Consider the following 24422-nt stretch of genomic DNA (forward strand, 5'->3'; position numbering starts at 1 on the left):
CGGGCCTGGCTCACAAGGCCGTACCGGTCGAGCACCGCATGCACCGTGCTTCTCGCCGGGATGCGCACGTCGCCGGCCAGACGGCGCACCAGAAGCTCGCGGATCTTGCGCGCCCCCCCAGTGCGGCTTCTCCTGTTTGCAACGAACGATCATCGCCTCGACCGGTTCGGGCAACTGGTTGGCATAGCGCACCGGCCGCCGGGACCGGTCCGTCAGGGCCTCCAGCCCGTCCTCCTTGTAGCGATTGAAGATCTTGTAGCCGGTCTTGCGCGAGATCCCGAACGACCGACACACCTCGCTCATACCTTCGCCCTCCAGCAAACGGGCGACAAATCCAAGACGCTCATCCATGACCGAAGTCTCTCTCCACGGCATCCACACCCCCCGACCAAAATCGAAAAATGTAACCCATGTCTCCGGTACGTTCTGTCACCTATCTCTCAGGTCGGGCATTACGCATTTTCTTCTGTGGACTTTCCCATAAACCTTGGCTGCCGGCCTTTCTCCGTTGCTTACCCCTGTGCACCATGGGTCTGCGCTGTTGTCATCATTGTCGCTTAGACTGCTCGGCGAAAATCACGGATCGGATTTGAGAATGGCGAAGAAGCCGAAACTGGAACATTCAGAGCTTGCCGGTGAGTTTACCGATGATGGCGTGACCGTGCTCGTCGACATCTTCCGTCCGGCGGGCACGAATGGCGACTGGAAAATGGAAGTGGTGACCCAGCACGAGGATCTCATCGAATGGGAAGAGCCCTTCGCGACCGATCGCGAGGCCTTTGACGAGTTCCTGGCGACGATCGCACGCGAGGGGATCCGAACATTTCTGGAGGAAGAGGACCCGTCCGTCCACTAGCCCTTGCATCGTCGCGAAGGCGCGCGGCCGGCCGGCAAGCGGAGAATTGCTCGCAGCGCTCTACGTTCCGGAATATTGGTCCGCTCTCGGGCCGGCCAGCGTTACTTGCCAGGCGCTTCTGTCGTTGAAGTTCTGGCTCGCCAGGAAAGTATATCCCGTGCTTGCCCAGGGTTTTACTTTGCCTGCAAGATTGTCGAGGACATAGTCGCCGGATCTCAGTCGGGCCAGCAGGACGACATGGTTGTTGCCGCGGCGATCGATGACAACCGAAAGCGCCAGTTTGTTCGACGCAAAGCCGGCGCCCAGCAAGGTTTTCAGCTTCAGTAGGGCATAGTCTTCGCAGTCGCCTTTGTTGTTGATGGGAAGCGACCAGTATTCGGATTTCCCCGATGTCTGTGCGTCCGTCGCTGGCGTGACGCCAGCGTTGACCTGCCGGTTCACCTTTTGAAGAAAAGGCATAGCCTTGTCGTCGGTCATCTCGTGGCCGCCGTTGCCATGGCAAAGCCAAGTATAGCGCGTGCAAGCCGAAGGGGAAGCCTATCGGCGCTCCAATGGCGCGTGATGCGCGCAGGGTGGATCCTGCATAGCTCTCACCAGAAAACGCGTGAAAACAAGCGTGAACGCCGCGAAAGCTGCCAAGGTCCGCATCGAAAACATCCTATCGGCTGAGTGCTGCGCAACCAAGGTGGCGGTAACCAGGGCGGCGGTAACGAAGGCGGCGGTAACCAGGGTGGTGGAAACCAGGGTGGTGGAAACCACCACTAAGGCTTATCTTACACGGCGACCAGCCTCAGTTCAGAGAAGCAAAGCCCGGCGTATGTCTGGGCTTGGTCATTTCATCGTTGAGCAGTCTCAAAATCTGAAGCCAACGCCGACGGTAACAACGTTCTGATTGAAATCGGTGTCTATGCCCAGCAGGACTTTGCTGCCGTAGTCGTTGTAACGATATTCCACGCGCCCGAAGATGTTGTAGTCGAGACCGGCTCCGGCTGTCCGCCCTGAGAACTGGCGTCGAAGCTGTTCCAGGTGAAAACTGGTGCTGCCGGTACAACCGCGGCCGCCGGCCGCCCGCTCATAAGATCGGGGGGCGACGCCGCCCCTGCAAGACAAATGAAGGCCGCCGAGGCGGCAGCGATACGAAAATACGCGATAAATCCCTCCCCTATGACAAGGTCCACTCGCCTTGCGCACCGGTCGGGCTAGGTCCGATCGGTGATCGCGAACGTGGCCCTGCCTGAACGGGTCCATTACGAATTTCTGATGTAGAGGACTACTGGAGAGGAGTGCGGAGCGCTTTTCCGTTGGCCAATGTCTCGTGACGGTCAAGGGCGAACGAGCGCGTTTCTTCGGCGGGCATCGCCTTGCCGAAGAGATAGCCCTGTCCGACATCGCAGCCGAGTTGAAGCAGGTGGCCGAGTTGGCGATGCTCTTCAATGCCCTCGGCGGTGGTCTGTATGTTGAGGCTGCGCCCGAGCCCAAGCATGGCGCGGATGATTTTTTCCTGACGCTCATCATCGCGATACGTTGCGATGAAGCTCTTGTCGATCTTGATCTTGTCGAAGCGATAGCGGGCGAGCTGGGCGAGGCTGGAGTAGCCGGTGCCGAAATCGTCAAGCGCGATCTGAACGCCTGCATCGTGGAGTTCATCCAGGATGATTGCGGCTACCGCCGGATCCTGGATCAGGGCATTTTCGGTGATCTCGATCTCCAGACGACTTGGCGGAAGACCATTTGCCGACAACACCTTGAAGATGCGCGAGGCCAGCAGCTTGTCCTCCATCTGCACCGGAGAGACATTGAAGGATAGGGTAACATGGTCGTCCCAGGCCAGGGCGTCTCTGCAGGCCTGCGCCAGAAGGTCTTCGAAAAGCTCGGTGATCAGTCCGGTCTCTTCGGCAATGCCGATGAACTCCGGCGGCGGAATGGCGACGCCTTCTTCGTCCGTCCAGCGAGCGAGCGCTTCGAAGCCGCAGACCGTGCCTCTCTTGAGATCGATCAACGGTTGATAGAAGGGGCGGATGACCTTTTGCTGAATTGCGACGCGCAGCTTGGATTCCAGCGTCGCGCGCTTTGCCACCTTGTCCTGCATCGAGGCTTCGAACACCATGTGGTGGTTGGGGCCGCGTGACTTCGCCTCGTACATGGCGAGGTCGGCTCGGTGGGCCGCGTCCTCGAGCGGCTCTTGACCCTGCTCCCAGCGATCGTAGCCGACGCTGGCGCCGACTTCGACCGCGAACCCGTTGATGTGAATGGGCCGTGTTACGGCTTGAATGAGCAAACGCGCGAAGCGTTCTTCATGGCGGGAGGAGAGGCCAAGCGCAACGACGACGAACTCGTCGCCGCCGAAGCGATAGACGCAGTCCGCGTTTCCGATTGCGCAGATCCGTTTTGCCACCTCGATCAGAAGGGCGTCGCCGCCATTGTGGCCGACAAGGTCATTGACCTTCTTGAAGCCATCGAGGTCTATCGAGAAGATTGTAACGTTCTGCTCCCACTCGTCACCTTCGACGTCGGTCTTCGTCCTTCGCGGCAGGACTTTCCGTTCGAACGCATAGCGGTTGGGAAGTTTGGTGAGGTGGTCGTGGGTTGCTGTCCAGTCGGCCTTGGCCTGAGCGGTGGCCCGCAGCTCCATCTCCTTGCGCAAATCGACAATGCGCAGGATCGAATAGACGAAGCTCATCGCCCCGCCGATGCCAAGGGCGAGGACGAGCTTGTCTGCACCATAGCTTTCGTAGGCGCCGACGAAGGCGACCACACAGTTATCCAGTTCCAGGATTGCACCGACGAGCCATAGCGTTACCCCCAACGCCATGACCAACAAGCATTGCCTCCCGGCCCTGCTCTGGAAGAATACCGGCATGCTTTACTCCATCTCCACCCGGGCGCTGATGTATCATGGAAGTCTGAAGCGTTTGTTGAAATCAAAGGGCGATTTCTTGTTATCGAATCGCTATCACAGCGTGTGAACTGGCTCGAAAGCCGCGGTGAAAAACGAGGCGAGCGCTTGGTCGCTCGCCTGTTGTTCTCAAAGTCTGGTTAGAAGGGTGACGCTGATGACGAGCAGGAGAAGCATCCCGGCGCCAGTCATACGTAGCAGACGCGTGCGTCGCATCCGCGCGCCGCTCCAATCATAGGGCATGCAAAGTCCTCCTTGGGGCAAGGATTGACAGCCCGACGGTGTCGGGTCGAGAAACTATTGCATCGATTGCTTGCGTAAGGCTGGACTAAATTATCGCCCTGAAAATTAGGTGGTTTGTCCTTCGAAGCGCAGGGACCAGCGGCTTCCGTTGCTGGTCATGTGAGCGACGGCGAGCGGTTCGATATCGGTAATCCAGAATGATGACAGGGGGGCATTCAGCGTGCCGATGATGGCTGCTCGGATGACCGTCGCATGGGTAATGGCGATGATGTTACCGCCGGACTGCAAGTGCTCGCGCATCCAGCCGTTTACACGCATGCACACGGCAGCGATCGCCTCGCCACCATGCGGGGCTTCCTCCGGTTGCGCCATCCAGGCGGCAAGGTTCTCGGGTTCCGCTTGCTGGATCTCGGCGATCGAACGGCCCGCCCAGCGGCCAAAATCGCAATCGGCGAGCGCCTCGGAAACTTCCGGCTGCAAGCCAAGCGCGCCGGCCGTCTGCCGCGCGCGCAGCGTCGGGCTGGCGAAGACGCTGCCGGCGTGCCGCAGGCGTGGGGTGATTGCCCGTGTGGCAATGATTGCCTTTTCATCCAGCGGTTCGTCCTGCGGGAAGCGCGCCTCGCGGTTGGCGGCCGTCGGGCCGTGGCAGATCCAGGTAAGGCGCGTCATCACGTTCGTTATCTCCGGATATCGGGGAGCGTGGCCCGCCGCTGCATGAAGTTTCGTTGACAGGTTCGAAGCGCCAGATATAACGGTGATGTTGTGGGTTTGGAAACCGGTGAAATTCCGGTGCGGTCGCGCCACTGTGATCAGGACGAGGATACCTCGGACTGGAAGTCAGACCCTGCCACGCAACGATTCTCGACTGAACGCGTCATTCCAGGAGGAATACATGTCTTACACTACTTTTGCGCCCGTCGCCGCACCGGCTCCGATTCCGGTTGGCGAGCTTTTGCCTTGGGCCATCTTCGGCGGTCTGCTGATGCTCATCGCCATCTATTTCGTCGGTACTGAAGAGGGCGCGATGGCGCTTTTCAACGGTATGTACGTGCACGAGTTCGTGCATGACGGCCGGCATCTCCTCGGCTTCCCCTGCCACTAAGGGAGTTCCGGACATGGTTGGAAATCTTTTGCTTCGCGGCATGCTCGCGGGGATGATCGCTGGCGTCCTCGTTTTCGCCTTTGCGCATACTTTCGGCGAGCCGCTTGTCGACCAGGCGATCGCGTTCGAGGAGGCGGCCGCCCAGGCGGCGGGTGAAACTGCTGAGCCTGAAATCGTCAGCCGCGCCACGCAGGCGGGCCTTGGCCTTTTTACCGGTGTAATGGCCTACAGCATTGCTGTCGGCGGCCTGTTTGCCCTCGTATTCGCCTTTATCCAGGGGCGGTTCAGCAATCTGAGCGCCCGCGGGACCTCTGCCCTCATCGCCGTTGCGGCGTTTGTCGCTATCGTGATCGTACCCAACATAAAATATCCGGCCAATCCGCCGGCAGTCGGCAATCCCGACACCATTGGCGTCAGGACCGAACTGTTTTTCCTGATGATCGTCGTTTCGATCGCTGCGCTTGTAGCGGCAATTGCGCTTGCACGCCGCCTCACGCCGCGGTTCGGTGTGTGGAATGCGGCAATCGCGGCAGGTCTGGCCTATGTCGGTTTCATCGGCCTCGTGCAGTATCTGCTGCCGCCGATCAACGAGGTTCCGGAGAATTATTCGGCTATGGTTCTCTGGCGTTTCCGTACGACCACGATCGGGATGCACGCCATCCTATGGGGCGTTCTTGGCCTGGCCTTTGGTGCTCTGGCCGAGCGCAAGCTCGGTGCCGCACCCAGGCTCAGCGCTCGCGCGTCGGTCTTCCATTGATCGGAGAAGGCTCCGGAGCAATCCGGAGCCTGTCCTCAGAGATGACCAGTCGGCGTCCCATTTTTCTTGTAGCCATGATCGCTGTCCTGCAGCTTTGGTCCGTCGCGGCCGACGCGCACCAGCGGAGCAGCAGCGGTTCCCAAAGCGGCATCGCGATCGCCGAGATCTCACATGGCGAAATGGTCATGATGGCGGAGTATCGCGATCGGATCATTGATCTCGCGGCGCGTGCCACGGACACGAACGAGCCGTTCCGACGCGTGCTGAACTATGCGCAGATCCAGCATGCCTATTGTCTCTGGGGCAAGATGCCGGGCGGGGTGACCGACGAGGCCAGTCCATTCAATGAATGCTCGCACGCCTACCTCGCGGCAACGAAGGCCGTGCTGCTGTCGATGCGCAACATGGGCGCCGAGGCGGAAGAGGCGGAGGCCATCGTTTCTGCGATCGATGCCGGCATGGTGTTGCGCGGTCTGGCGCTGATCACCTGCGAGTTCAGCGGTGAGGCGTTCAACACTGCGGATGTCGTTCGCCCGGTATGGAGGATTGTTCCCTTGCATCCCGGCAGCATGGTGACGGTTACCGGCTTCGCGGCGGTGTTGCTGGCTGCGGCATATTGTGGACGGCGGCTGCTTCGGTGGATCGCGCCCTGACGAAACCTGCTCCGGCAGACCGTCCTTAATTTAACCCTGAGCGGCTCTAGCTCTTCTCGATATCGCGGTCGAGGTGCGTCGCAATCAGCATGGCCGCGAGATGGACAGTGTTCTTCGCTCCGTAGCGCTCCTTCATGCGCTCCAGGCGGTGCTCGACCGTGCGGTGTGAAATGCCGAGGTCAGCGGCGATCTCCTTGGCCGTCGCGCCTTCCGTCAGGAGCTGCATCACGGCTTCATCGGTCGCATCCATGCGTGCTCGCTGCTGCGGCGGGTTGAACATGAAGCGGCCGTTCGAGACCGCCAGAAGCCAGGCTGGATGCTGTGCCGTTGTCTTTTGCGGAAGGATCAGCCGTTCGTATCCGATGTTGACGCCAAGCACCCGTGTCTTGACCAGTTCCATCGACGGCTTCTGCGTGGCGATCACCTCGCGATAACGCGGGATGACGGCCGTCTCCATGTAGCCCCGATCCTTGAATTCGCCGATGCGCTGATCGGCAAAGAGCTTGTTGATGTTCAGGATACGCGAACTAACGGTAGAAGTGCGCACGACCTTCAGATGCCATTGCAACGGATCGTCGCCGTTGAGAACGACGAGCGTCATCCTCATCCGGATCGTCAGGAGCTCGAGGACGTCGCGATAGATGTCCTCTGGAGCGGCCGGCAGTTGCGGCGTGGTATGCAACCATGCGTCCAGCAGTTTCTGCGTGACAGTATGAAATGAAGTGTCCTTGTTCATCAATCCATGCGCGATATCTGGAATCGTTGCACTACGACAACCCAAAATGGGTACAGCTTTCAACAGCCGACCACGGCTGAATCGTCGTAAGGCATTAATATGAAAAATATATCGCTCGCTACATCTATTTTGAAGCGAATTTCTAGGTGCGCGTTCTGCACGTTAAGCGGGTTCAGGCTGCAGGCGCCCGCGGCGCCTGGTTTCAATCACCCGAGTAGCGTTGTTCGCGCCAGGGGTCGCCGTACATGTGATAGCCGTTCTTTTCCCAGAAGCCTGCTGCATCGGCCGGTAGCAGCTCGATACGGCGCAGCCACTTGGCGCTCTTCCAGAAATAGAGATGCGGAACGACGAGCCGCATGGGGCCGCCGTGATTGCGCGTCAGCGGTACCCCTTCCCAGGAGGTTGCGAGGATGGCATCTTCCGCGGCGAAGTCGGAGAGCGGCAAGTTTGTCGTATAGCCATCATAACTCGTCAGCATGACGTAGTGAGCTTCCGGCTTCGGCATTGCCTGATCGAGCAGCTCGCGGGTCGAAACACCCTTCCACTTGTTGTCGTAGCGTGACCACGTCGTCACGCAATGAATGTCGGTGACTTTGGTGCTCTGCTCGAGCGCCTGGAAAGCGGTCCAGGTAAGATCAAGGGGAGTTTCGACCAGTCCACGGACTTCCAGGCGCCATGTGTCGGGTGGGATGATCGGGTGCTGGCCGAGATCAAGGACCGGCCAATCCTTGACGAGGTGCTGACCCGGCGGCAGGCGCTCGGTTTCCGGGCGACTGATGCGGCCGGTGAGGAATTTTCCTTCCTCGGCCCAACGGCGCTTCGATCTTGTGAGCTTGCTGTCGGTCGGGGTTTGATCGTCGCTCATCGCTGGCCCTTTCGCGTTGCGGCAATAGGGCATCCGGGCTTCGAGACTGTCAAGCGTGTGTCACGACAGATTCTTGAGGTACAGCGAGAGGAGCTGTGTTTGCGACGATATGCCGAGCTTGCGGTAGACGTTGCGCCGATGAACCTTCACGGTCCCTGTCGAGATGTTGAGTTTCAAGCCGATCGACTCGGAGGAGTACCCCTGAAGGACAAGATCGACGATCGCGGTCTCGCGGCTGGTGAGATTGAGATCACGCCACACCGCTTCGGCGGGCTGCAGGGCGCTTTCACTGGCGTTGCGTTTGCGGTTGCCGCGGGCTCTCGAATGCTGTTGCGCATCAAAGCGAGTTCCGAGCCCGGCCCAGTAGTGCCGAACCATGTTTGCGATCAATGGTTCGGCTTTCTTCAGCAAGGCAAATTCCGCGGGCGGGAAGGGGCCGGTCTTTTCGTTGCGCATGAGCGAAAGAACGATCGTAATATCATCATCGGCCGTGACGAAGAAACCGATCTCCTCTGCAAGGCCTGTCTGGACGTAGTAAGTCCGGTAGTACTCGCTGGAGAAGAAACGGTCGGGCGCCAATTCCCGCATCCGAAACACGCCGGCGCGACGTTCATGGGCCGTGTGGTAGAACGGATCGAGGAGGTAGGGGCCAGCCTGGTAGAGGGTCACGAAAATGATGCGCTCCTTCGGGTCGAAGGTGCTGTAGAGATCGATCGGCCGCTCCTTGCCGCGATAGGCGAAGACAACGACGTAGTCGAAGCTTACGAGCGCCGCCATCATCTGACGGAAGGTCTCGCCGAATTCCGCATCGCCCATCGCCTGCCGGCCAATGGTGGCATTGAAGGCCCGAAATAGCGCCTCCAGGTCAGTGCTCATTTCCCGGAACCTCCTGATCGCCCCGCGCGGAAATCCGCTCCCCGTGTATATACCTTCCATGAAGGCTTTGCGGCTAGAATACCCCTCTCGGGGTATATACCGTGAGGGAAGGGCGCGCTTAGTCTTTCCACAACGACGGTGGCAAAAGGCAGCGCTAGACTGCCCAATCCAAACCAACCGCAGGGAACAGACGTGGCATCTGCTTCGACGAACGATATCGAATTCCGTTCGGTCACCAAGAATTATGGCCCGGTGATCGCCGTAACGGACATCAACCTCAATGTGCCGAAGGGTGCATTCCTCGCGTTGCTCGGCCCGTCGGGCTGCGGCAAGACCACTTGCCTGCGCATGATCGGCGGTTTCGAGCAGCCAAGCCAAGGTACTGTGCTGATCGACGGGCGCGAGATGAACGGTGTGCCGGCCTATCGGCGCCCGGTGAACATGGTCTTTCAGCATTATGCGTTGTTTCCGCATTTCGACGTCCGGCAGAACGTTGCTTATGGTCTGAAGCAGATGCGGCCCAAGTTTGCGGCGACCGAAATCGACCGGCGTGTCACTGAGGCGCTTGAAATGGTTCGGCTCGGCGGCTTCGCCAAGCGCCGCATCCACGAAATGTCTGGTGGACAGCAGCAGCGCGTGGCGCTCGCTCGCGCGATCGTCAACCGTCCGTCGGTGCTGCTCCTTGACGAACCGCTGGCTGCGCTCGACAAGAAGCTACGCTCCGCCATGCAGATCGAATTGCAGACATTGCAACGCGAACTCGGTATCACCTTTGTTCTGGTCACCCATGATCAGGAAGAAGCGCTCTCTATGGCGGATATCGTCTGCGTGATGAGCGCGGGGCGGATTCGCCAGCTGGGCTCGCCGCAGGAGGTCTATGACCGCCCGGCCGATTTGTTCGTAGCCGATTTCGTTGGCAAGACCAACCGGGTGAAGGCGACGATGGAGGCGGATGGTGCGACGCTGCGTCTTGCGGACGGTTCCGCAATCGCCGCGGGGATCCGGGCGGGTGTTTCAACGGGCGAGGCAATCGTCGCGATCCGACCGGAATCGATCCGCCTGACACGCATGCAGGCGCCCGATATCGCAAGCTTCAAAGGCACGGTGACCCACCGCATCTTCCTGGGGTCGTCGGCGGAATATGCCGTCACGGTGCCGGGGCTCGGTGACTTTCTGGTGACCGCCGACCGCCGCAGCATGAACGAAAGCGATCTGGTCGAGCCCGGCGAGGCCGTCTACCTCGGCTTTGATCCCGGCGCGGCCCATGTCTTCTCAGCATCAAGTGCAGCCTAAAATCAAAACAAGGGAACAGCATCATGAGCAAAGACTATAGGGATAACCTTCCCATTTCAGCCAACGGCTTCATGGACGAGTTCATGCGGCTCAAGCGTGGCTCTGTCAGCCGCCGCCACTTCCTCGGCATCACCGGCCTCGGTCTTGCGACCGCAGTGATGTCGCGCTTCCCAGGTGCCTTGTCGACGCCAGCCTATGCCGGCGAAGACCTCGGCACGCAGATGTCGATCGCGACCTGGCCGAACTACCATGATCCGGCGACATTCGAGAACTTCAAGGCGGCAACCGGCGTGGCCGTCGAAGTCAACGTGTTCGGTTCGAACGAGGAAATGCTGGCGAAGCTGCAGGCGGGCGCTTCTGGCTGGTCGCTTTTCGTGCCGACCAACTACACGATTTCCACCTACCACAAGCTCGGCCTGATTGACGAACTCGACCTCTCGAAGATTGCCAATTTCAGCCAGTCGACGGAGAGCCCGCGTTTCACCAAGGAAGGCCAGATCGACGGCAAGACCTACGCTCTACCGAAGAACTGGGGCACGACCGGATTCTCGGTCAACACCTCCAAGATCAAGGCGAAGCCCACGAGCTGGAAGGATTTCTTCGAGCTCACGCAGACAGAAGCTGATGGCCGCGCCATGGTGCATGACTACCAGCTGACGACGATCGGCAGCGCGCTTGTGTCGCTGGGCTATGGTTTCAACTCGATCAAGCCGGAGGAGCTTGCGAAGGCCGAGGAGCTGCTGATCAAGGTGAAACCGCATCTCTTCGCCATCAACTCCGACTATCAGCCGGCCATGCGCGCCACGGACGCCTGGATGACGATGTGCTGGACGAACGACGGTGCGCAGCTTAATCGCGACATGCCTGAGCTTGCCTACATCCTCGGAACGGACGGTGGTGAAATCTGGACCGACTACTATGCGATCCCGAAGGACGCTCCGAACAAGGCGGCAGGCTATGCTCTTCTCAACTACCTGATGGATCCCGCGAACGCGGTGAAGGAGCATATCGCCAACGGCGCGCCGACCACCGATAGCCGCGTCATTTCGTTGCTGCCGAAGGAGATCACCTCAAACAAGATCGTCTATCCGGATGAAGCATCGCTGACGCCTCTGGAGTTCGGCGCCGCTGTAACCCTGACGGATCCGGGTCGCGCCGAGTTGATGGCGCGGTTCAAGTCGGCGTGACCAGCCTGCCGTCATGCAATGCCTCTTCCCGGTTTCGGGAGGGGGCAAGCCTCCTCGTGGCCACCAACAGCGAACCTCCAGAATGGCTCTGTCACCGGACACCAGAAAACGCCTGATCACCGCGGCCCTCGTTGCGCCGGCGAGCGCGTGGCTATTCGTGTTTTTGGTCCTGCCGTTCATTGCCATCGTTGTGTTCTCCTTCGGCGAGCGGGCGCCGGAAGGCGGTTACCAAGCGGCATTTACGTTTGCCCAATTTGCCAATCTCGGATCCCGTGCGGCCGCCTTCAAGAACACGCTGGTGCTTGCGCCGATTGGGTCCTTCGTCTGCCTGTTGGTGGCCTATCCGGTCGCCTACTACCTGGCGGTGAAGGTAAGCCCGCAGCATCGGTTGTTGCTGGTGTCACTCGTCGTAGTGCCTTTCTGGACCAGTCTTCTCGTTCGCACCTATGCGTGGATGTATATCCTCGGCGCGCGGGGCATCCCGCATCTCCTGGAATTTGTCGGCATCGAGAATGTACGGCTTCTGAACACGCCGGGGGCTGTCCTTCTCGGCATCGTCTATGGCTACCTGCCGCTGATGATCATGCCGATCTATGTCAGCCTGGAAAAGCTGGACCGCCGGTTGCTGGAAGCTTCAGCGGACCTCGGAGCAAGACCGCTGTCGACTTTCTTCGGCATAACGCTGCCGCTGTCGTTGCCGGGCGTGATGACCGGCGTGGCGCTGGTCACCATCCTGTTGCTCGGTGAGTACCTGATCCCGCAGCTGCTGGGCGGCGGCAAGGTGTTCTTTATCGGGAACGCGCTGGTCGACCTCTTCCTGCAGTCGCGCAACTGGCCGTTCGGCTCCGCGATCGCCGTCACCCTCGTTGTCGTCGTCGTCATCGTGCTTCTCGTCGCCATGCGCATCGCCTGGCGCGTTGCGGGTGCCCGCCAGGTGGATCTTGTCTGATGCGTGGGCTTGTTACGGCAGTCTATCTGTTTCTCTACACACCGATCGCGCTGGTGGTGTTGTTCTCGTTCAATGCGGGCCGCAACGCTTCCGATTTCACGGGCTTTTCCACGCAATGGTACGGTAAGGCGCTCTCCAACACCTTCCTCATGGAGGCTCTGCAAAACAGCCTCATCATAGCCCTGACCAGCGCTGCACTAGCGGCGATCTTCGGCACCATGGCCGCGCTCGGCATGGAGCGGCTTGGCGCCAAGACACGGGCCGTGTTCGATGGCCTGTTTGCCGCAGCTATCGTCGTTCCGGGGGTTGTGATCGGCATCGCGACGCTGGTTGCCCTGGTTGAAGTCTTCGGTTTCATCAATCCGGCACTGGCAGCGATTTGGCCCGGCAATCAACCGCCAAAGCTGACGCTCGGCTACGGTTCGATCATCGCCGCACATGGGCTTTTTACCATGGCCCTGGTGACGATGATCGTAAAGGCGCGCATCGCCAGCCTCGGGCGCGATATCGTCGAAGCGTCGAGTGATCTCTACGCGACGCCGCTGACGACCTTTCGCCAGATCGTGCTGCCGCAGATCCTGCCGTCGATCCTGGCCGGTTTCCTGCTCGCTTTCACCTTCTCCTTCGATGACTTCATCATCGCGTTCTTCGTCGCCGGGTCGAACACGACGCTGCCGATCTACGTCTTTGCCTCGATCCGTCGCGGCGTGACGCCCGAGATCAACGCAATCGCCACGATGGTGCTCATCGCATCGCTTGCCCTCATTCTCATCGCGCGTTTCCTTATGCGCGAAAGGACAACAACAACCTAATTGGGAAACACCATGATCCTCAAGAACCGTGTTGCAATCGTCACCGGTGCCGGGTCCGGCATCGGTCAGGCCGGCGCGCTCGTCATGGCGAAACAGGGCGCCCATGTCGTCGTCGCCGACATCGACTTCATGAATGCCGAGGAGACCGTCAGCCGGATCCGTAGGTTTGGCGGCAGCGCCGAAAGCATGGTGCTTGATGTCACCGACGACAAGGCGCTGGAAGCAGGCATTGCCGCGATTGCCGAACATCATGGCCGCATCGACATCCTTCACAACCATGCCGGCGCGCAGGTCGCCGGCGATCTGGAGCAGGTCGCGATCGACGGTTTTGACAAGTCCTGGAGCTTGAATGTCCGCGCACATTTCATGGCCGCGCGCTTCGTCGTGCCTGTCATGAAGAAGACGGGCAAAGGCGTCATTCTCAACACCTCATCCTCATCGGGCGTGCTCTACGATCGCGAGATGATCGCCTATACGACGACCAAGCACGCCGTCATCGCCATGACGCGGCAGATGGCGGGCGACTATGCCAGGTTCGGCATCCGCGTGAATGCGCTTTGCCCCGGCTGGGTGGACACGCCCTTCAACGAACCCTTCATTGCCCAGATGGGCGGGCGTGAGGCGATCGAAGCCTATATCGCTGAGAAGGTGCCGCTTGGACGATGGGCCGACGTGTCGGAGATCGCCGAGCCGATCCTCTTCCTCGTGTCGGACCGCTCCTCTTACATGACTGGGCAGATCCTCGTGGTCGACGGCGGGGAGACCGTCGTTTGAGCCGGTTGAGAAGGTTGAATTCCTAGGGCAATTGTTAAATAACGGATGGACTGTGACGGGCGCTGTTCTGGCGCCCGCTTGTATTTACAGGACATCCAAGGCCCATGCCCATTCCTGCCCGGATCGAGACCGATCTGCCCTTCCTGACCGGACTGCGTCGCGACCTGCATGCCCATCCAGAGCTTGGCTTCGAGGAGGAGCGCACGAGCGACATCGTCGCGCAGTTGCTCGAAGACGCAGGCATCAAGGTGCATCGCGGCCTCGGCGGCACCGGCGTTGTCGGTACGCTGCAGATCGGCAATGGCACGCGGACAATCGGGTTGCGGGCGGATATGGATGCGCTTGCGATGCCGGAGATGGCGGATCGTTCGTATAAGTCAAAATTTACTGGCAAGATGCATGCCTGCGGACATGACGGGCATACAACAATGCTGCTCGGCGCGGCACGATATCTGGCGGCAACGCTTGACTTCTCCGGAACCGTGCATTTCATCTTCCAGCCGGCCGAGGAGGGGAGGGGCGGCGCGCGCAGGATGGTCGAGGAGGGTCTGTTCGAACTCTTCCCCTGCGATGCCGTCTACGGGCTTCACAATATGCCGGGCCTTGCCGTCGATGAGATCGCTGTAGTCGAAGGCCCTCAATTGGCATCGTCAGACAGTTGGCGCGTGACCTTCCGGGGCACCGGGACGCACGGCGCTAAGCCGCATCTCGGCAAGGATCCGATCACGGCTGCCGGCACCTTCCTGACCTCATTGCAGACGATTGTCGGGCGCGTCGTCGATCCGCTGCAGCCGGCCGTCGTTAGCGCTTGCTCGCTGCAGGCCGGCGACCCCAAGGCGTTGAACGTCATACCCGATATCGTCGAGATCGGCGGCACCGCCCGGGCCTATTCGCCTGAAGTTCGCGATCAACTCGAGGAAGAGATCGGCCGGCTTGCGAATGGCACGGCGGCGATGTTCGGCATTGCGGTCGACTACCAGTTCGAACGACGCATTCCGCCCGTGGTCAACGACAGCGACGCGACCGCGCGTGCGCTCGGCGCCGCTAAGGCGGTCTTCGAGGGGAAGGTGCGCACGAGTTTCCCGCCCTCGACGGCAGGCGATGATTTCGCGTTCTTCGGCCAGAATGCGCCGGGATGTTACGTCTGGCTCGGGAACGGTCCTGCCGTCGATGGCGCCCTGCATCACAACACCGCGTATGACTTCAATGATCATGCGATTGGCTACGGCGCGGCCTTTTGGACAACGCTGGTCGAGCGCGAGCTGAAGGCCGCACTTTAATCGGTGGTTCGCGGACCTCGATGACTTAGCCGACCGCAGCTGGGGCACAAGCCCAGCTGCTGCTACTCCTCGTGCTCGAGGGTCTCGATCACTGGGCTTTCGAGCACTTGGCCTGTCAGGACGTCGGCGATCCCCCGATCGGTCTGATGCGGGCCGACGTTGCAGGCAAGCGTTGCGCCGAAGCAGGCCTTGAAGACGAGATAGGGCGGCTTCCAGTCGACGATCTTTTCAATCGCCTTTCGGATCGCCCGGAAGGACGCGGCCGTTTCTTCCAATGGCGCGTCGGTGACCAGGCCGGACACCGGCAAGGGTAGAAGCGCTTCAATCTGGCCATCTCTGGCGACAGCCATGCCGCCGCCCGCTGATATCACCGCGTTGGCGGCAACCGCCATGTCGCGTGCATTGCCTCCGAAGACCGTGAGGTTGTGGCTGTCGTGGGACACCGTCGTGCAGAAGGCTCCGCGCCATTCTCCCCAACCTGTCAGGAAGCCGACGCGCGGCCGACCGTCGACCTTGCCGTGCCGATGCGCGACCGCGATCATAGTGCTCCCGACCGGCGGCACGATGAAGCCGCCGTCGACGCCGGTTTCCGCCTCGCCCCATTGCGTGAAACGGGGGCGGTCAATCGTGGCGACACGAACGCGCTTGCCGGTGGCGGGAACCCTGAAGTCATCTTCCTCCAGGGCGGTCAGCTTGATCGAATTTTGTAGCGCGACGGTATCGAACGAGCGCAACTGGGCGTTCATTTCGCCCGATGTCGAGACGATTGCGCCATTGGCGATGACGGCTTTCGTGGCGAAACCAACGAGGTCTTCGAAGAGCACGATATCGGCGCGTCGGCCGGCGGCAATCAAGCCAAGATCCGAACGATTCAATCGCTGCGCTGCATTGAAGGTGGCGGCCCGCAGCGCCCATTCCGGTTTCATGCCATAGCGGACGAGCCGTCGGATGACATCGTCAAGGCCTCCGCCGTCCTTCAGTTCGTCGGGGAAGACGTCGTCCGTGCAGAGCGTGACCGTCGATGGCAGATGGCCGATTCCGTTGAGCGCGGTTACGAACTCCTGCAGCAGATGGTCATGCGAGCCGCGAAGCTCGATGGTCAGCCCGGCGGCCAGCTTTTGCAGCAGGTCCGCGCTCGAGGTCAATTCGTGATCGGAGCTGACACCGGCAGCCATGAAGGCGTTCAGGTCAGCGGATTCAAGTCCGCGCGCATGGCCGCAAATGAGTTTTTCCGAAGCGAGGCCGGCATTCACAATATCAGTCATGCGGGGATCGCCGTCGATCACGCCGCGCATATTCATGACCTCGGCTACACCGCCGATGCCAGGCCACCGCAGCATTTCGGCGATGACCGATGCGTCGAAATCGGCGCCGGCGACTTCAAGCCCCGGAGCGGAAGGAACGCAGGAAGGCGCGAGAACAATGGTACGGAGCGGCAGGCACCGGGACGCTTCGATTGCCCAGCGCACGCCGTCCAGGCCATGCACGTTGCCAAATTCGTGCGGATCCCAGATGACAGTCGTCACGCCGCGCGGAACGACGGCTGCCGCATAGGCAGCGGGCGTCACCATCGAGCTTTCGATATGCATGTGCGTATCGATGAGGCCTGGCGAAACGATGCTGCCTGTTGCGTCGACGGTCTTGGCAGCGTCGGTGCGGCTGCCCGGTGCGTGGACGCTTGCGATGAGCGGTCCAACGACGCCGATGTCGGCGTCGCGGGTCAGGCCGGTGACGACATCGAGCAGGCGTCCGCCCGAGATCAGCAGGTCGAAAGGCGCATCACCGCGCGCGGCGGCGACGGCACGGGCGCGAAGTGCGGGATCGTTGAGATCCTTCCGTTCGGTGGCGCTCATCGGCCGGCCTCATCGATCAGTGCGCCGAGGATCAGGGCGCGGGCCTTTTCAGTGTCGATATCGACGGCGTATTCGGCGTTGAAGGTTGCATGCGTTGCCCGGGTCTCCACCACGGTGCGGCCACGCGTATGTTGACCCTGCAATTCGGCGTCGATGCGCGCCGGTCGGAATGTAACGATGTCGGGTGCGACGAAGGCGACTGCGGCTGATGGGTCGTAGATCGCCATTCCCGGTCTGCCGCGGCTGGTTCCGATGCCGATGTAGCCGTCGAGCATATCGGCGATAAGGGGCGCGTTGGCGCCACCGGCGTCTCGCACCGGGCCGACGTCGTCAGGAGTCGCGATAACCTTGCGGCAAAGATCGAGATCGACCATGCGCAGCGGCAGATTATGGGCGAGAACGATGGCGAGGGCTTCCGGGTCGGCCAGCGCGTTGAACTCGGCCGATGCCGTGTGATTTCCTGCAGTGACGCCGCCTCCCATCCAGGTGAGTTCGGTGATAAGGGCTGCGAGGTCCGGGCGTGACAGTGCGAGGGCGGCGAGATTGGTCAACGGGCCGAGAGCCAGGATCCGGTGCGGGCCATTGGTCTCTAGCCAACGGCAGAGCGCAGCGAATGCATCGCCGTCCGGCAAGGCCGGCGCGGCGGGCAGACCTTGGCCCGATGTCGGAATACCTGTTTCGCCGAGGATCGCCTGGGCGGTTTCGAGCGAGCCGAGAACTGGCATGGCACGGCCGGTGTGGATCGGGAAAGTCCAGCCGAAGGCCTTGGCAGCACCTGATGCGTTGACGCGCACCTGCGGCAGCGGCGTGTTGCCGAAGACAAGCGAGACGCCTGCGATGTCGAGCTTCGCGTGTGTCACCACGAGGATCGCGGCGATATCGTCAAAGCCCATGTCGGTGTCGATCCAGACGCCCATGATGTTACCTGTAGCGTGAGAGCGGCGCTGCTGCGGCAAGCGGCAGGTCGAATGGAAGTGTCGAGCCGATCGCATGCGTCGGCAGTTCGGCATCGACCTCGGCCTTGATGGGGCCAAGCGGCGTGTCGAGCAGATATTCGCGGGTGTTGCCGGCAAACGAGGTGCCGCGCACGGTGCCCTGGTAAGGACCTGAACCAAGGTTCACCATGCGCGGACGCCAGGCCAGGCCCTTTGCGGCCTGCGGCGCTGGACCGGAAGGCTCGACCGATGTGGTGGATGTCGCGAGCTTGCCGTTTTCCAGCGCAAAGACGTTTTCGAAGCCGACGAAATCGGCGACGAAGGCCGAGACGGGCTTATTGTAGATTTCCTCCGGTGTACCGACCTGCTCGATGCCGCCGTTCAGCATCACCACGATCCGGTCGGCGAGAGCGAGCGCCTCGATCTGATCGTGGGTGACGAAGATCATCGTGACGCCGGTTTCCTTCTGGACGCGCTGCAGCTCGGCGCGCATTTCGAGGCGCAGGCGGGCGTCGAGATTGGAAAGGGGCTCATCGAGCAAGAGAACTTTCGGCTCCATGACCATGGAACGGGCAAGGGCCACACGCTGCTGCTGGCCGCCGGAGAGTTCGGCGGGTTTGCGATCTGCAAACTTGGCAAGGCCGACTGATTTGATGCCGGCGCTGACCTTGCCATCGAGATCCTTGCCGCCGATGCCCTTCAGGCGCAAGCCGAAGGCGACGTTCTCGTAGACCGTCAGATGCGGGAAGAGGGCGTAGGACTGGAAGACGAGCCCGACATTGCGCTTGTTGGCGGAAACGCGGGTGATGTCCGACCCGTCGAGGGTGATGCGGCCGGAACTCGGGTTCAGCAGGCCGGCGATGGAGCGCATCGTCGTGGTCTTGCCGCAGCCGGAGGGGCCGAGGAGGGCGACGAGTTCACCTTTCCTGATCGTAAGATCCAGATCCTTTACCGCGACCGTATCGCCGTAGGCAAGCGTCAGCTTGTCGAGTTTGAGATAGGCGTCAGACATAACGAGAGAATCCCAGGAAGCGTTCGGCAAGGAAGACGATGCCGATGGAAAGGAAGGCAAGCAGCGAGGAGAGAGCCGCGATCGACGGATCGTACGTGGTCTCCATGTAGCCCAGCATGTCGATCGGCAGGGTGCGGACGCCCGGACCGGAGAGGAAGAGCGAGACCGGAACCTGATTGAAGCTCGTCACGAAGCCAAGGACGAAGGCCGCCAGGATGCCGCCGCGGATATTTGGCATGACGACGCGGAAGAAGGCGCCAACGCGTGAGGAACCGAGCAGGACGGCAGCTTCTTCCATATCCGAGCGCAGGTTGTTGAGGCTGGCTGACACGACGCGCACGGCGTAGGGCAGCACGAGCGCCGTGTGCGCCATGAACAGGGCCAGCGTGATGTTGAAGCCGAAGGGCACCACGAGATAGCGCAGCAGGGCCAGACCGACGATGATGCCGGGTACGATGATTGGCAGCGAGACGATGGTGCGCACCGTTTCGCCGAAGGGCAACTTGTAGCGCGACAGCGCGTAGGCGGCGGGAATGCCGAGCACGAGCGCTGTCATCGTGCCGAAGACGGCAAGGAACATCGACATGGCGAAGCTCTCGCGGAAGCTGTCGATGGTGAAGACCTTGGCGACCCATTTCAGGGAAAGTCCCTGCGGCGGGAAGGCGAGTGTGTCGCCAGCCGAGAGCGATGCGGCGATGATGATCAGGAACGGGCCGATCAGGAAGATCAGCAAAAGGCCGAGAACCAGCGGAGAGAGAATACGGGCGGTCATCGCTTGTTCCTCGCCGTGGCAAGGCGCTTGAGCAGGATGTTGGCGGCAAAGCTCATGACGATCAGCATGAAGGCGATGACGCTTGCCGAGACGAAGTTGTTGGCCACCGACACCTGCTGATAGAGCAGCGTTTCCAGCATCAGCACCTTCGAGCCGCCAAGCACGGCAGGCGTAATGTAGGCGGTAAGCGATCCGGTGAAGACGAGCGTGCCGCCGACGACGAGGCCTTCGCGGGTGAGCGGCAGGATCACCTTCCAGAACACCTGGAACCAGTTGGCACCGAGCACGCGGGCGGCGGAAATGGCGTCCGTCGGCATGTTCTCGAGGGCGCTGATCAGCGACAGGATCATCAGCGGCAGGAAGAGCTGCAGAAGACCGATGAAGACCGCGGTTTCGGTGAAAAGCAGGCGCAGCGGGCCGTCGCTGAGGCCGAGGCCCTGGATGGCCTGGTTGACGATGCCGGTGCGGCCGAGGATGACGATCCAGGCATAGGTGCGGGCAACCGGCGAGATCATCAGCGGCAAGGTGACGAGGCCGATCACCCGGCCCTTGCCCTTCGGCGGCAGGTTGACGATTGCGAAGGCGGCGGCATAGCCGGTGACAGCCGAAACCGCTGTCACCTCAAGCCCTAAGCGGAAGGTCCGCAAAAAGACAGTACGGTTCAGCGACTCGGAAAAGAAGCCGGTATAGGCGCTGAGAGTCCAGCTGCCGTCGATGCGGAAGCCTTCGGAGAGGAGGACGACAACGGGCAGCAGGAAGACCAGCGCGGCAAAGACTGCTGCGGGCAGGGCAAGCGCCAGGGCTTCTGCGCGGTTTTGAAACATGAAGCGACTTTCGACGGATGGAAGGGCTGGCTCCCGCAAGCCTGGGAGCCAGCTTGGAAATTACTGACCGACCTTCTCGTTCCATTCCTTCAGCCAGGCGGCGCGGTTGTCGAGCGCGGCTGCTGACGGGATGAGCTTCAGGCTCTTGGCGGTTTCTTCGCCGTAGGTCAGGTTGTTGGCGGCTTCTTCGGAGAGCTTGACCTCCTTGTTCGCCGGGCTGTCGACGAGCTTTTCAGCAAGCTTCGTCTGGATTTCGGTGGAGAGCCAGAAGTCCATGAACTGCAGGGCGAGATCACGGTTCTTCGAGCCCTTGGTGACGACCATCACGTTCATGCCGCCAGTCTGGCCTTCCTTGGGCGTTGCCCATGCGACGGGAACGTCGAGCTTGGTGAAGCCTGCCCAGGAAAAACGGCCGATCGGGGCGGCCCAGATTTCCTCCTGCTGCATCAGCTGCACGAGCTGCGAGGACTTCTCATAGAAAGTGACGATCTCGTCCTTCTTCTCGCCGAGCGCCTCGATCGGCGCCTTCAGGTCCGGGTGGTCGCTGCCGAGCGCCTGGCCGAGCATGAAGAGCGCCGGAGGGCCCTGGTTGGTGGTGACGTTCGGGAAGGCGACATGGCCAACATATTCAGGCTTCAGCAAGTCTGCCCAGGACTCGATCTTCATCTTGTCCGAGCGGTAGGCGATCGACGTGGCGTAGAAGGTATAGCCGACGCTCATGCCGTCGCCATTCGGATCCTTGGCGAGGTCGTAGAGCTTCCCGAAATTGGAGAGCTTCGAAGTATCAATCTTGTCGATCAGGTGCTTGCGCGAGGCTGAAAGGGCATCGGCCATGGAGACGACAGCCATGTCGATGACGGGGCTCGCCTTGTTGGCCTCCATCTTGGCAAGTCGCTCGACGCTGTTGCCGGTCTCGACCACGAGCTTGCAGCCGCACTTCGCCTCGAAGGGGTCGTAGACGATGGTCTTGAAGTCATCCTGAGCGAAGGCATAGACGGAAATCGTCAGCGTCTTCTCCTCTGCCTTTGCGGCGAGTGGCGACAGCGCCAATAGCGCGGCCGAAGCGATGAGGGCATTCTTCATGTCAGCTGTTCTCCGCCTGTCAGGATATTCGTGTTGGTTCCGCCGGCCCGGAGGACTGGCGAACGATCAGTTGCATTGGAACTCGGTCGGCCTCGGACGTGACAAGTACGCCCTCGCGGCTGCCTCGCGTCTGGATGGTCTGCAGTAGCGATGAAATCGCGATCTCCGCGATCGTGTGCATGTCCATCGCCACCGTCGTCAGGGATGGCGTGATGACCGGCGACCAGATGAGATCGTCGAAACCGGTAACGCTCGCCATGCTGGGCACATCGATGCCGTCACGCTGCAACTCTGTGAGGGCTCGCAGCGCCTGCAGGTCTGACAGTGCGGCGAACGCCGTGTAGCCCTCACGCACTTTCTCAGCGAGGCCGAGGCTGCATCCGCTGCCGTTTTGCCGTTCCAGCGTCTCGATCCAGAGGGTTGCCGAACTCATCCCGGGACGGAGACCTGAACGGATTCCTCCCACGCGATCGTTCTGGACGTTTGAGCCGGGATTGTTGCCGATGATAAGGACACGCCGGTGCCCAAGCTCGGCTAGATGATTGGCGATCGCCCAGCCGCCTTGCATGTGATCGGCGGCAACGGTGTTGCCCGGCGTGGACGCTGTATCAATGACCGCGACGGGACAGGCCGCGCGGGAAATTCGAGTGGCCCGGCGCGGTATGATCACCATGCCCTCGACGCCACGCTCGATCAGTCGGTTGATTGCCTCGGTCTGCGTTGCAACGTCGCCTCGGGAGTCGGCGATCAGCACGCCGTAGCCCGCCGCGCTGGCCGCGAATTCGATGGCCTGCGCAAGCTTGGGGAAAAGCGGGTTGGCGATATCAGGTAGAACTAGGCCAAGGACGCCGCTGCGGCCGGTACGCAATGCACGCCCTGCCTGGCTAGGGACATAGCCGAGTTCGGCCGCATGTTCCTTGATTTTCTCAGCCAGATGTTCGGAAACACGTCCCTTGCCCGAGAGCGCATTGGAGACTGTCGCGACGGAGACGCCAAGCGACGTTGCAATCCTGCTCAGATTCGGTCCAGGTCGCGTGGGAGGCATGCTTTCCGACGTGTGTAGATTAATCGTTTAATCATTTCGTACATCACGCCATTGGCCTTGTCGATTCCAAAATTGCCGCCGCGGTCAGTATTGATGCGGTGACAGTAATAAAAAAGCCCCGCTGTTGGCGGGGCTTGATGTCTCATGTGGCTCAGCTTGCCTTTGGTGGCGCGGTGGTCCGCGGTGCGCCCGGATTGTAGCCGCCGCCGATGGCGACGTTGAGGGAGACATAGTCCTTGGCCATCTGCTGGATGGCTGCAGCAAGACTTGCCTGGGCCAGCGACACCTGGCGCTGCGCATCGAGCACATCGAGCAGCGAAGATGCACCGTCCTTATAGCTGGCGGTCGACAGTTCCAGGGTTTCCTGCGTCGTCTTCACCTGGGCGCGCAGCGCTTCCACCGTCTGGGCGTCGCGGCGCACCGCCGAGAGCGCGTTCTCGACCTCTTCGACCGCGCTCAGCACCGTCGATTTCCAGGCGAGATACTGCGTCTTGGCATCGGACTTGGCGATGTCGACATTGGCGCGCAGGCGGCCGCCGTCGAAGATCGGCAGCGTCAGGGTCGGGCCGAAGGACCAGCTGGTCAGGCTGCCGCCCGAGACGCCGGCCACCTTGACATAGCTCGGCGAGATCGAACCCGACAGGGTGATCGTCGGGTAGAGCTGCGAGATGGCAACGCCGATATTGGCGGTAGCGGCGGCGAGATTCCGCTCGGCGACGCGAATGTCGGGCCGGTTGCGGATCAGGTCGGCCGGGACGCCGGAGGCAATGCCGCCGCGGAAGATCGGCTGTGGTGCGCCCTTCAGGAGCTCACCGAGCAGTGAGCCGGCCGGCTGGCCGAGCAGCGTGGCGATGTGGTGGGCGGCGACGCGGATGTTGGTTTCCAGACCGGGGATTTCGGCCTGCGTCGACTGCACCAGTCCTTCGGCCTGGACGACGTCGAGGCGTGAGGCGGCGCCGGCTTCGAGCTGGAACTTGGTCAGCTCGTAGGTTTCCTGGCGCGACTTCAGGTTGGCGCGCGACAGTGCCAGGCGCTCCTGGAAGAAGCGCAGGTCGATGTAGGAGTTCACCAGATCCTGCAGGAGGGTGAGCTTGGCGACGTCGGCGCTGGAATAGGCGGCATCAAGGCTTGCCTGTGCGCTTTCCTTGGAGCGGCGATACTGGCCGAAGAGATCGAGTAGCCAGGAGACGTTGGCTTCGCCGGCGCTGATGTTGGTGGCGCCGCCTGAGACGCTCCGCTCACCCATCGTGCCGCTCGTGGTGTGGCTGGCACCGACCAGCAGGCTCGGCAACGAACCGGCGCCGGCCACGGTGACGCCGCCAGCTGCGGCGTTGATGCGTTCTAGGGCCTGCTGTACCGAGAGGTTCTGGTTTAGTCCCTCGCCGACCAGACCGTTCAGCCTGGTGTCACGATAAGCCGTCCACCACGCTGCCGTCGAGACGTCGCCTATGTTCTTGGCGCCGCCCTCGCTGAACTTCGCCGGAAGCGGCATCTCCGGAGGAACATGGTCCGGGCCGCTGACACAGCCCGCGAGCAAAAGCAGAAGCGCCGGAGAGGCAAAGCGAAAAGATGCCATTAAAAATCTTCCTGTAACTCGACCAAATCTATTCTTGTCAGAA

The 24422-nt window shown here is 61.2% G+C and carries 23 protein-coding genes and 3 pseudogenes; 10 read left to right on the forward strand and 16 right to left on the reverse strand.

The genetic code is table 11. The annotated features are described in order from the left end of the window. A pseudogene (locus AS026_RS08180) lies at positions 1–375 on the reverse strand (helix-turn-helix domain-containing protein); the annotation flags it as partial. Between the two features lie 220 nt (positions 376–595). On the opposite strand from AS026_RS08180, the gene AS026_RS08185 reads away from it, so the two are divergent. Further along, positions 596–856, forward strand: coding sequence for a hypothetical protein (locus AS026_RS08185; RefSeq protein WP_018117109.1), 261 nt, complete (start codon positions 596–598; stop codon positions 854–856). 60 nt (positions 857–916) lie between these two features. On the opposite strand, the pseudogene AS026_RS08190 reads toward AS026_RS08185, so the two are convergent. The 4 genes and pseudogenes from AS026_RS08190 to AS026_RS08205 all read right to left on the reverse strand — a co-directional run bounded on the left by AS026_RS08190 (position 917) and on the right by AS026_RS08205 (position 4664). Beyond that, a pseudogene (locus AS026_RS08190) lies at positions 917–1427 on the reverse strand (transglutaminase-like cysteine peptidase). A gap of 281 nt (positions 1428–1708) precedes the next feature. Further along, positions 1709–1861: pseudogene (locus AS026_RS43125) on the reverse strand (outer membrane protein); the annotation flags it as partial. Positions 1862–2126: 265 nt separating this feature from the next. Further along, the gene (locus AS026_RS08200; RefSeq protein ID WP_062369339.1) at positions 2127–3716 is read right to left on the reverse strand and encodes a putative bifunctional diguanylate cyclase/phosphodiesterase; all 1590 of its coding nucleotides are present in this window, start codon (positions 3714–3716) and stop codon (positions 2127–2129) included. 384 nt (positions 3717–4100) lie between these two features. Beyond that, positions 4101–4664, reverse strand: a complete 564-nt coding sequence (locus tag AS026_RS08205; protein WP_037218235.1) for a histidine phosphatase family protein — start codon at positions 4662–4664, stop codon at positions 4101–4103. 223 nt (positions 4665–4887) lie between these two features. Between AS026_RS08205 and AS026_RS08210 the strand changes: the two genes are divergently transcribed. Genes AS026_RS08210 through AS026_RS08220 form a run of 3 tightly spaced genes read left to right on the forward strand, consistent with a single transcriptional unit; the run spans position 4888 to position 6507 of the window. Beyond that, positions 4888–5097 (forward strand): CbtB domain-containing protein, encoded by a 210-nt coding sequence (locus AS026_RS08210; protein WP_062369340.1) that lies wholly within the window; start codon positions 4888–4890, stop codon positions 5095–5097. A gap of 13 nt (positions 5098–5110) precedes the next feature. Next, entirely contained in the window at positions 5111–5854 is a 744-nt protein-coding gene (locus AS026_RS08215; RefSeq protein ID WP_062369341.1) for a CbtA family protein, read from the forward strand. A gap of 41 nt (positions 5855–5895) precedes the next feature. Continuing rightward, positions 5896–6507: a hypothetical protein gene (locus AS026_RS08220; RefSeq protein WP_062369342.1), complete on the forward strand. Its 612-nt coding sequence runs from the start codon at positions 5896–5898 to the stop codon at positions 6505–6507. Between the two features lie 46 nt (positions 6508–6553). On the opposite strand, the gene AS026_RS08225 is transcribed toward AS026_RS08220, so the two are convergent. The 3 genes from AS026_RS08225 to AS026_RS08235 all read right to left on the reverse strand — a co-directional run bounded on the left by AS026_RS08225 (position 6554) and on the right by AS026_RS08235 (position 8984). After that, positions 6554–7243 carry a response regulator transcription factor gene (locus AS026_RS08225; RefSeq protein WP_025662803.1) on the reverse strand — a complete coding sequence of 230 codons (690 nt, stop codon included), beginning with the start codon at positions 7241–7243 and terminating at the stop codon, positions 6554–6556. A 202-nt stretch (positions 7244–7445) separates the two neighbouring features. After that, positions 7446–8108 carry a sulfite oxidase-like oxidoreductase gene (locus AS026_RS08230; protein ID WP_062369343.1) on the reverse strand — a complete coding sequence of 221 codons (663 nt, stop codon included), beginning with the start codon at positions 8106–8108 and terminating at the stop codon, positions 7446–7448. Between the two features lie 60 nt (positions 8109–8168). Then, a complete protein-coding gene (locus tag AS026_RS08235) occupies positions 8169–8984 on the reverse strand; it encodes a helix-turn-helix domain-containing protein (protein WP_062369344.1) in 816 nt (271 codons plus the stop codon). Between the two features lie 192 nt (positions 8985–9176). Here AS026_RS08235 and AS026_RS08240 point away from each other — a divergent pair, with 192 nt between their 5' ends. From AS026_RS08240 to AS026_RS08265, 6 genes are all read left to right on the forward strand, one after another. Continuing rightward, positions 9177–10277, forward strand: a complete 1101-nt coding sequence (locus tag AS026_RS08240) for an ABC transporter ATP-binding protein (RefSeq protein ID WP_025662454.1) — start codon at positions 9177–9179, stop codon at positions 10275–10277. Positions 10278–10300: 23 nt separating this feature from the next. Beyond that, on the forward strand, positions 10301–11464 hold the full coding sequence (locus tag AS026_RS08245; RefSeq protein WP_025662455.1) for a polyamine ABC transporter substrate-binding protein: 1164 nt from the start codon (positions 10301–10303) through the stop codon (positions 11462–11464). Between the two features lie 82 nt (positions 11465–11546). After that, the gene (locus AS026_RS08250) at positions 11547–12413 is read left to right on the forward strand and encodes an ABC transporter permease (protein WP_025662456.1); all 867 of its coding nucleotides are present in this window, start codon (positions 11547–11549) and stop codon (positions 12411–12413) included. Further along, positions 12413–13225, forward strand: a complete 813-nt coding sequence (locus tag AS026_RS08255) for an ABC transporter permease (RefSeq protein WP_018859244.1) — start codon at positions 12413–12415, stop codon at positions 13223–13225. The genes AS026_RS08250 and AS026_RS08255 overlap by 1 nt, the downstream gene beginning before the upstream one ends. A gap of 12 nt (positions 13226–13237) precedes the next feature. Then, positions 13238–13999, forward strand: a complete 762-nt coding sequence (locus AS026_RS08260; RefSeq protein WP_025662458.1) for an SDR family NAD(P)-dependent oxidoreductase — start codon at positions 13238–13240, stop codon at positions 13997–13999. 104 nt (positions 14000–14103) lie between these two features. Further along, a complete protein-coding gene (locus AS026_RS08265; RefSeq protein ID WP_062369345.1) occupies positions 14104–15279 on the forward strand; it encodes a M20 aminoacylase family protein in 1176 nt (391 codons plus the stop codon). 62 nt (positions 15280–15341) lie between these two features. On the opposite strand, the gene AS026_RS08270 is transcribed toward AS026_RS08265, so the two are convergent. The 8 genes from AS026_RS08270 to AS026_RS08305 form a co-directional block, all read right to left on the reverse strand. Next, on the reverse strand, positions 15342–17132 hold the full coding sequence (locus AS026_RS08270; RefSeq protein ID WP_062369346.1) for an adenine deaminase: 1791 nt from the start codon (positions 17130–17132) through the stop codon (positions 15342–15344). Next, complete coding sequence (locus AS026_RS08275; protein WP_062369347.1) at positions 17129–18049, reverse strand: nucleoside hydrolase; 921 nt, start codon at positions 18047–18049, stop codon at positions 17129–17131. Before AS026_RS08275 ends, AS026_RS08270 begins: the two co-directional genes overlap by 4 nt. A 4-nt stretch (positions 18050–18053) precedes the next feature. Beyond that, positions 18054–19079 (reverse strand): ABC transporter ATP-binding protein, encoded by a 1026-nt coding sequence (locus AS026_RS08280; protein WP_062369348.1) that lies wholly within the window; start codon positions 19077–19079, stop codon positions 18054–18056. Continuing rightward, on the reverse strand, positions 19072–19851 hold the full coding sequence (locus AS026_RS08285) for an ABC transporter permease (protein ID WP_062369349.1): 780 nt from the start codon (positions 19849–19851) through the stop codon (positions 19072–19074). The genes AS026_RS08280 and AS026_RS08285 overlap by 8 nt, the downstream gene beginning before the upstream one ends. After that, on the reverse strand, positions 19848–20675 hold the full coding sequence (locus AS026_RS08290) for an ABC transporter permease (RefSeq protein ID WP_062369350.1): 828 nt from the start codon (positions 20673–20675) through the stop codon (positions 19848–19850). Before AS026_RS08290 ends, AS026_RS08285 begins: the two co-directional genes overlap by 4 nt. Before the next feature lie 60 nt (positions 20676–20735). Further along, complete coding sequence (locus tag AS026_RS08295; protein ID WP_025662465.1) at positions 20736–21758, reverse strand: ABC transporter substrate-binding protein; 1023 nt, start codon at positions 21756–21758, stop codon at positions 20736–20738. Positions 21759–21777: 19 nt separating this feature from the next. Next, positions 21778–22803 carry a LacI family DNA-binding transcriptional regulator gene (locus AS026_RS08300; protein ID WP_062369351.1) on the reverse strand — a complete coding sequence of 342 codons (1026 nt, stop codon included), beginning with the start codon at positions 22801–22803 and terminating at the stop codon, positions 21778–21780. Positions 22804–22954: 151 nt separating this feature from the next. Beyond that, the gene (locus AS026_RS08305; RefSeq protein WP_062369352.1) at positions 22955–24379 is read right to left on the reverse strand and encodes an efflux transporter outer membrane subunit; all 1425 of its coding nucleotides are present in this window, start codon (positions 24377–24379) and stop codon (positions 22955–22957) included. Positions 24380–24422: the final 43 nt, after the last annotated feature.

It is taken from the genome of Rhizobium altiplani, assembly GCF_001542405.1.
GTDB classification, from domain to species: Bacteria; Pseudomonadota; Alphaproteobacteria; order Rhizobiales; family Rhizobiaceae; genus Rhizobium; species Rhizobium altiplani.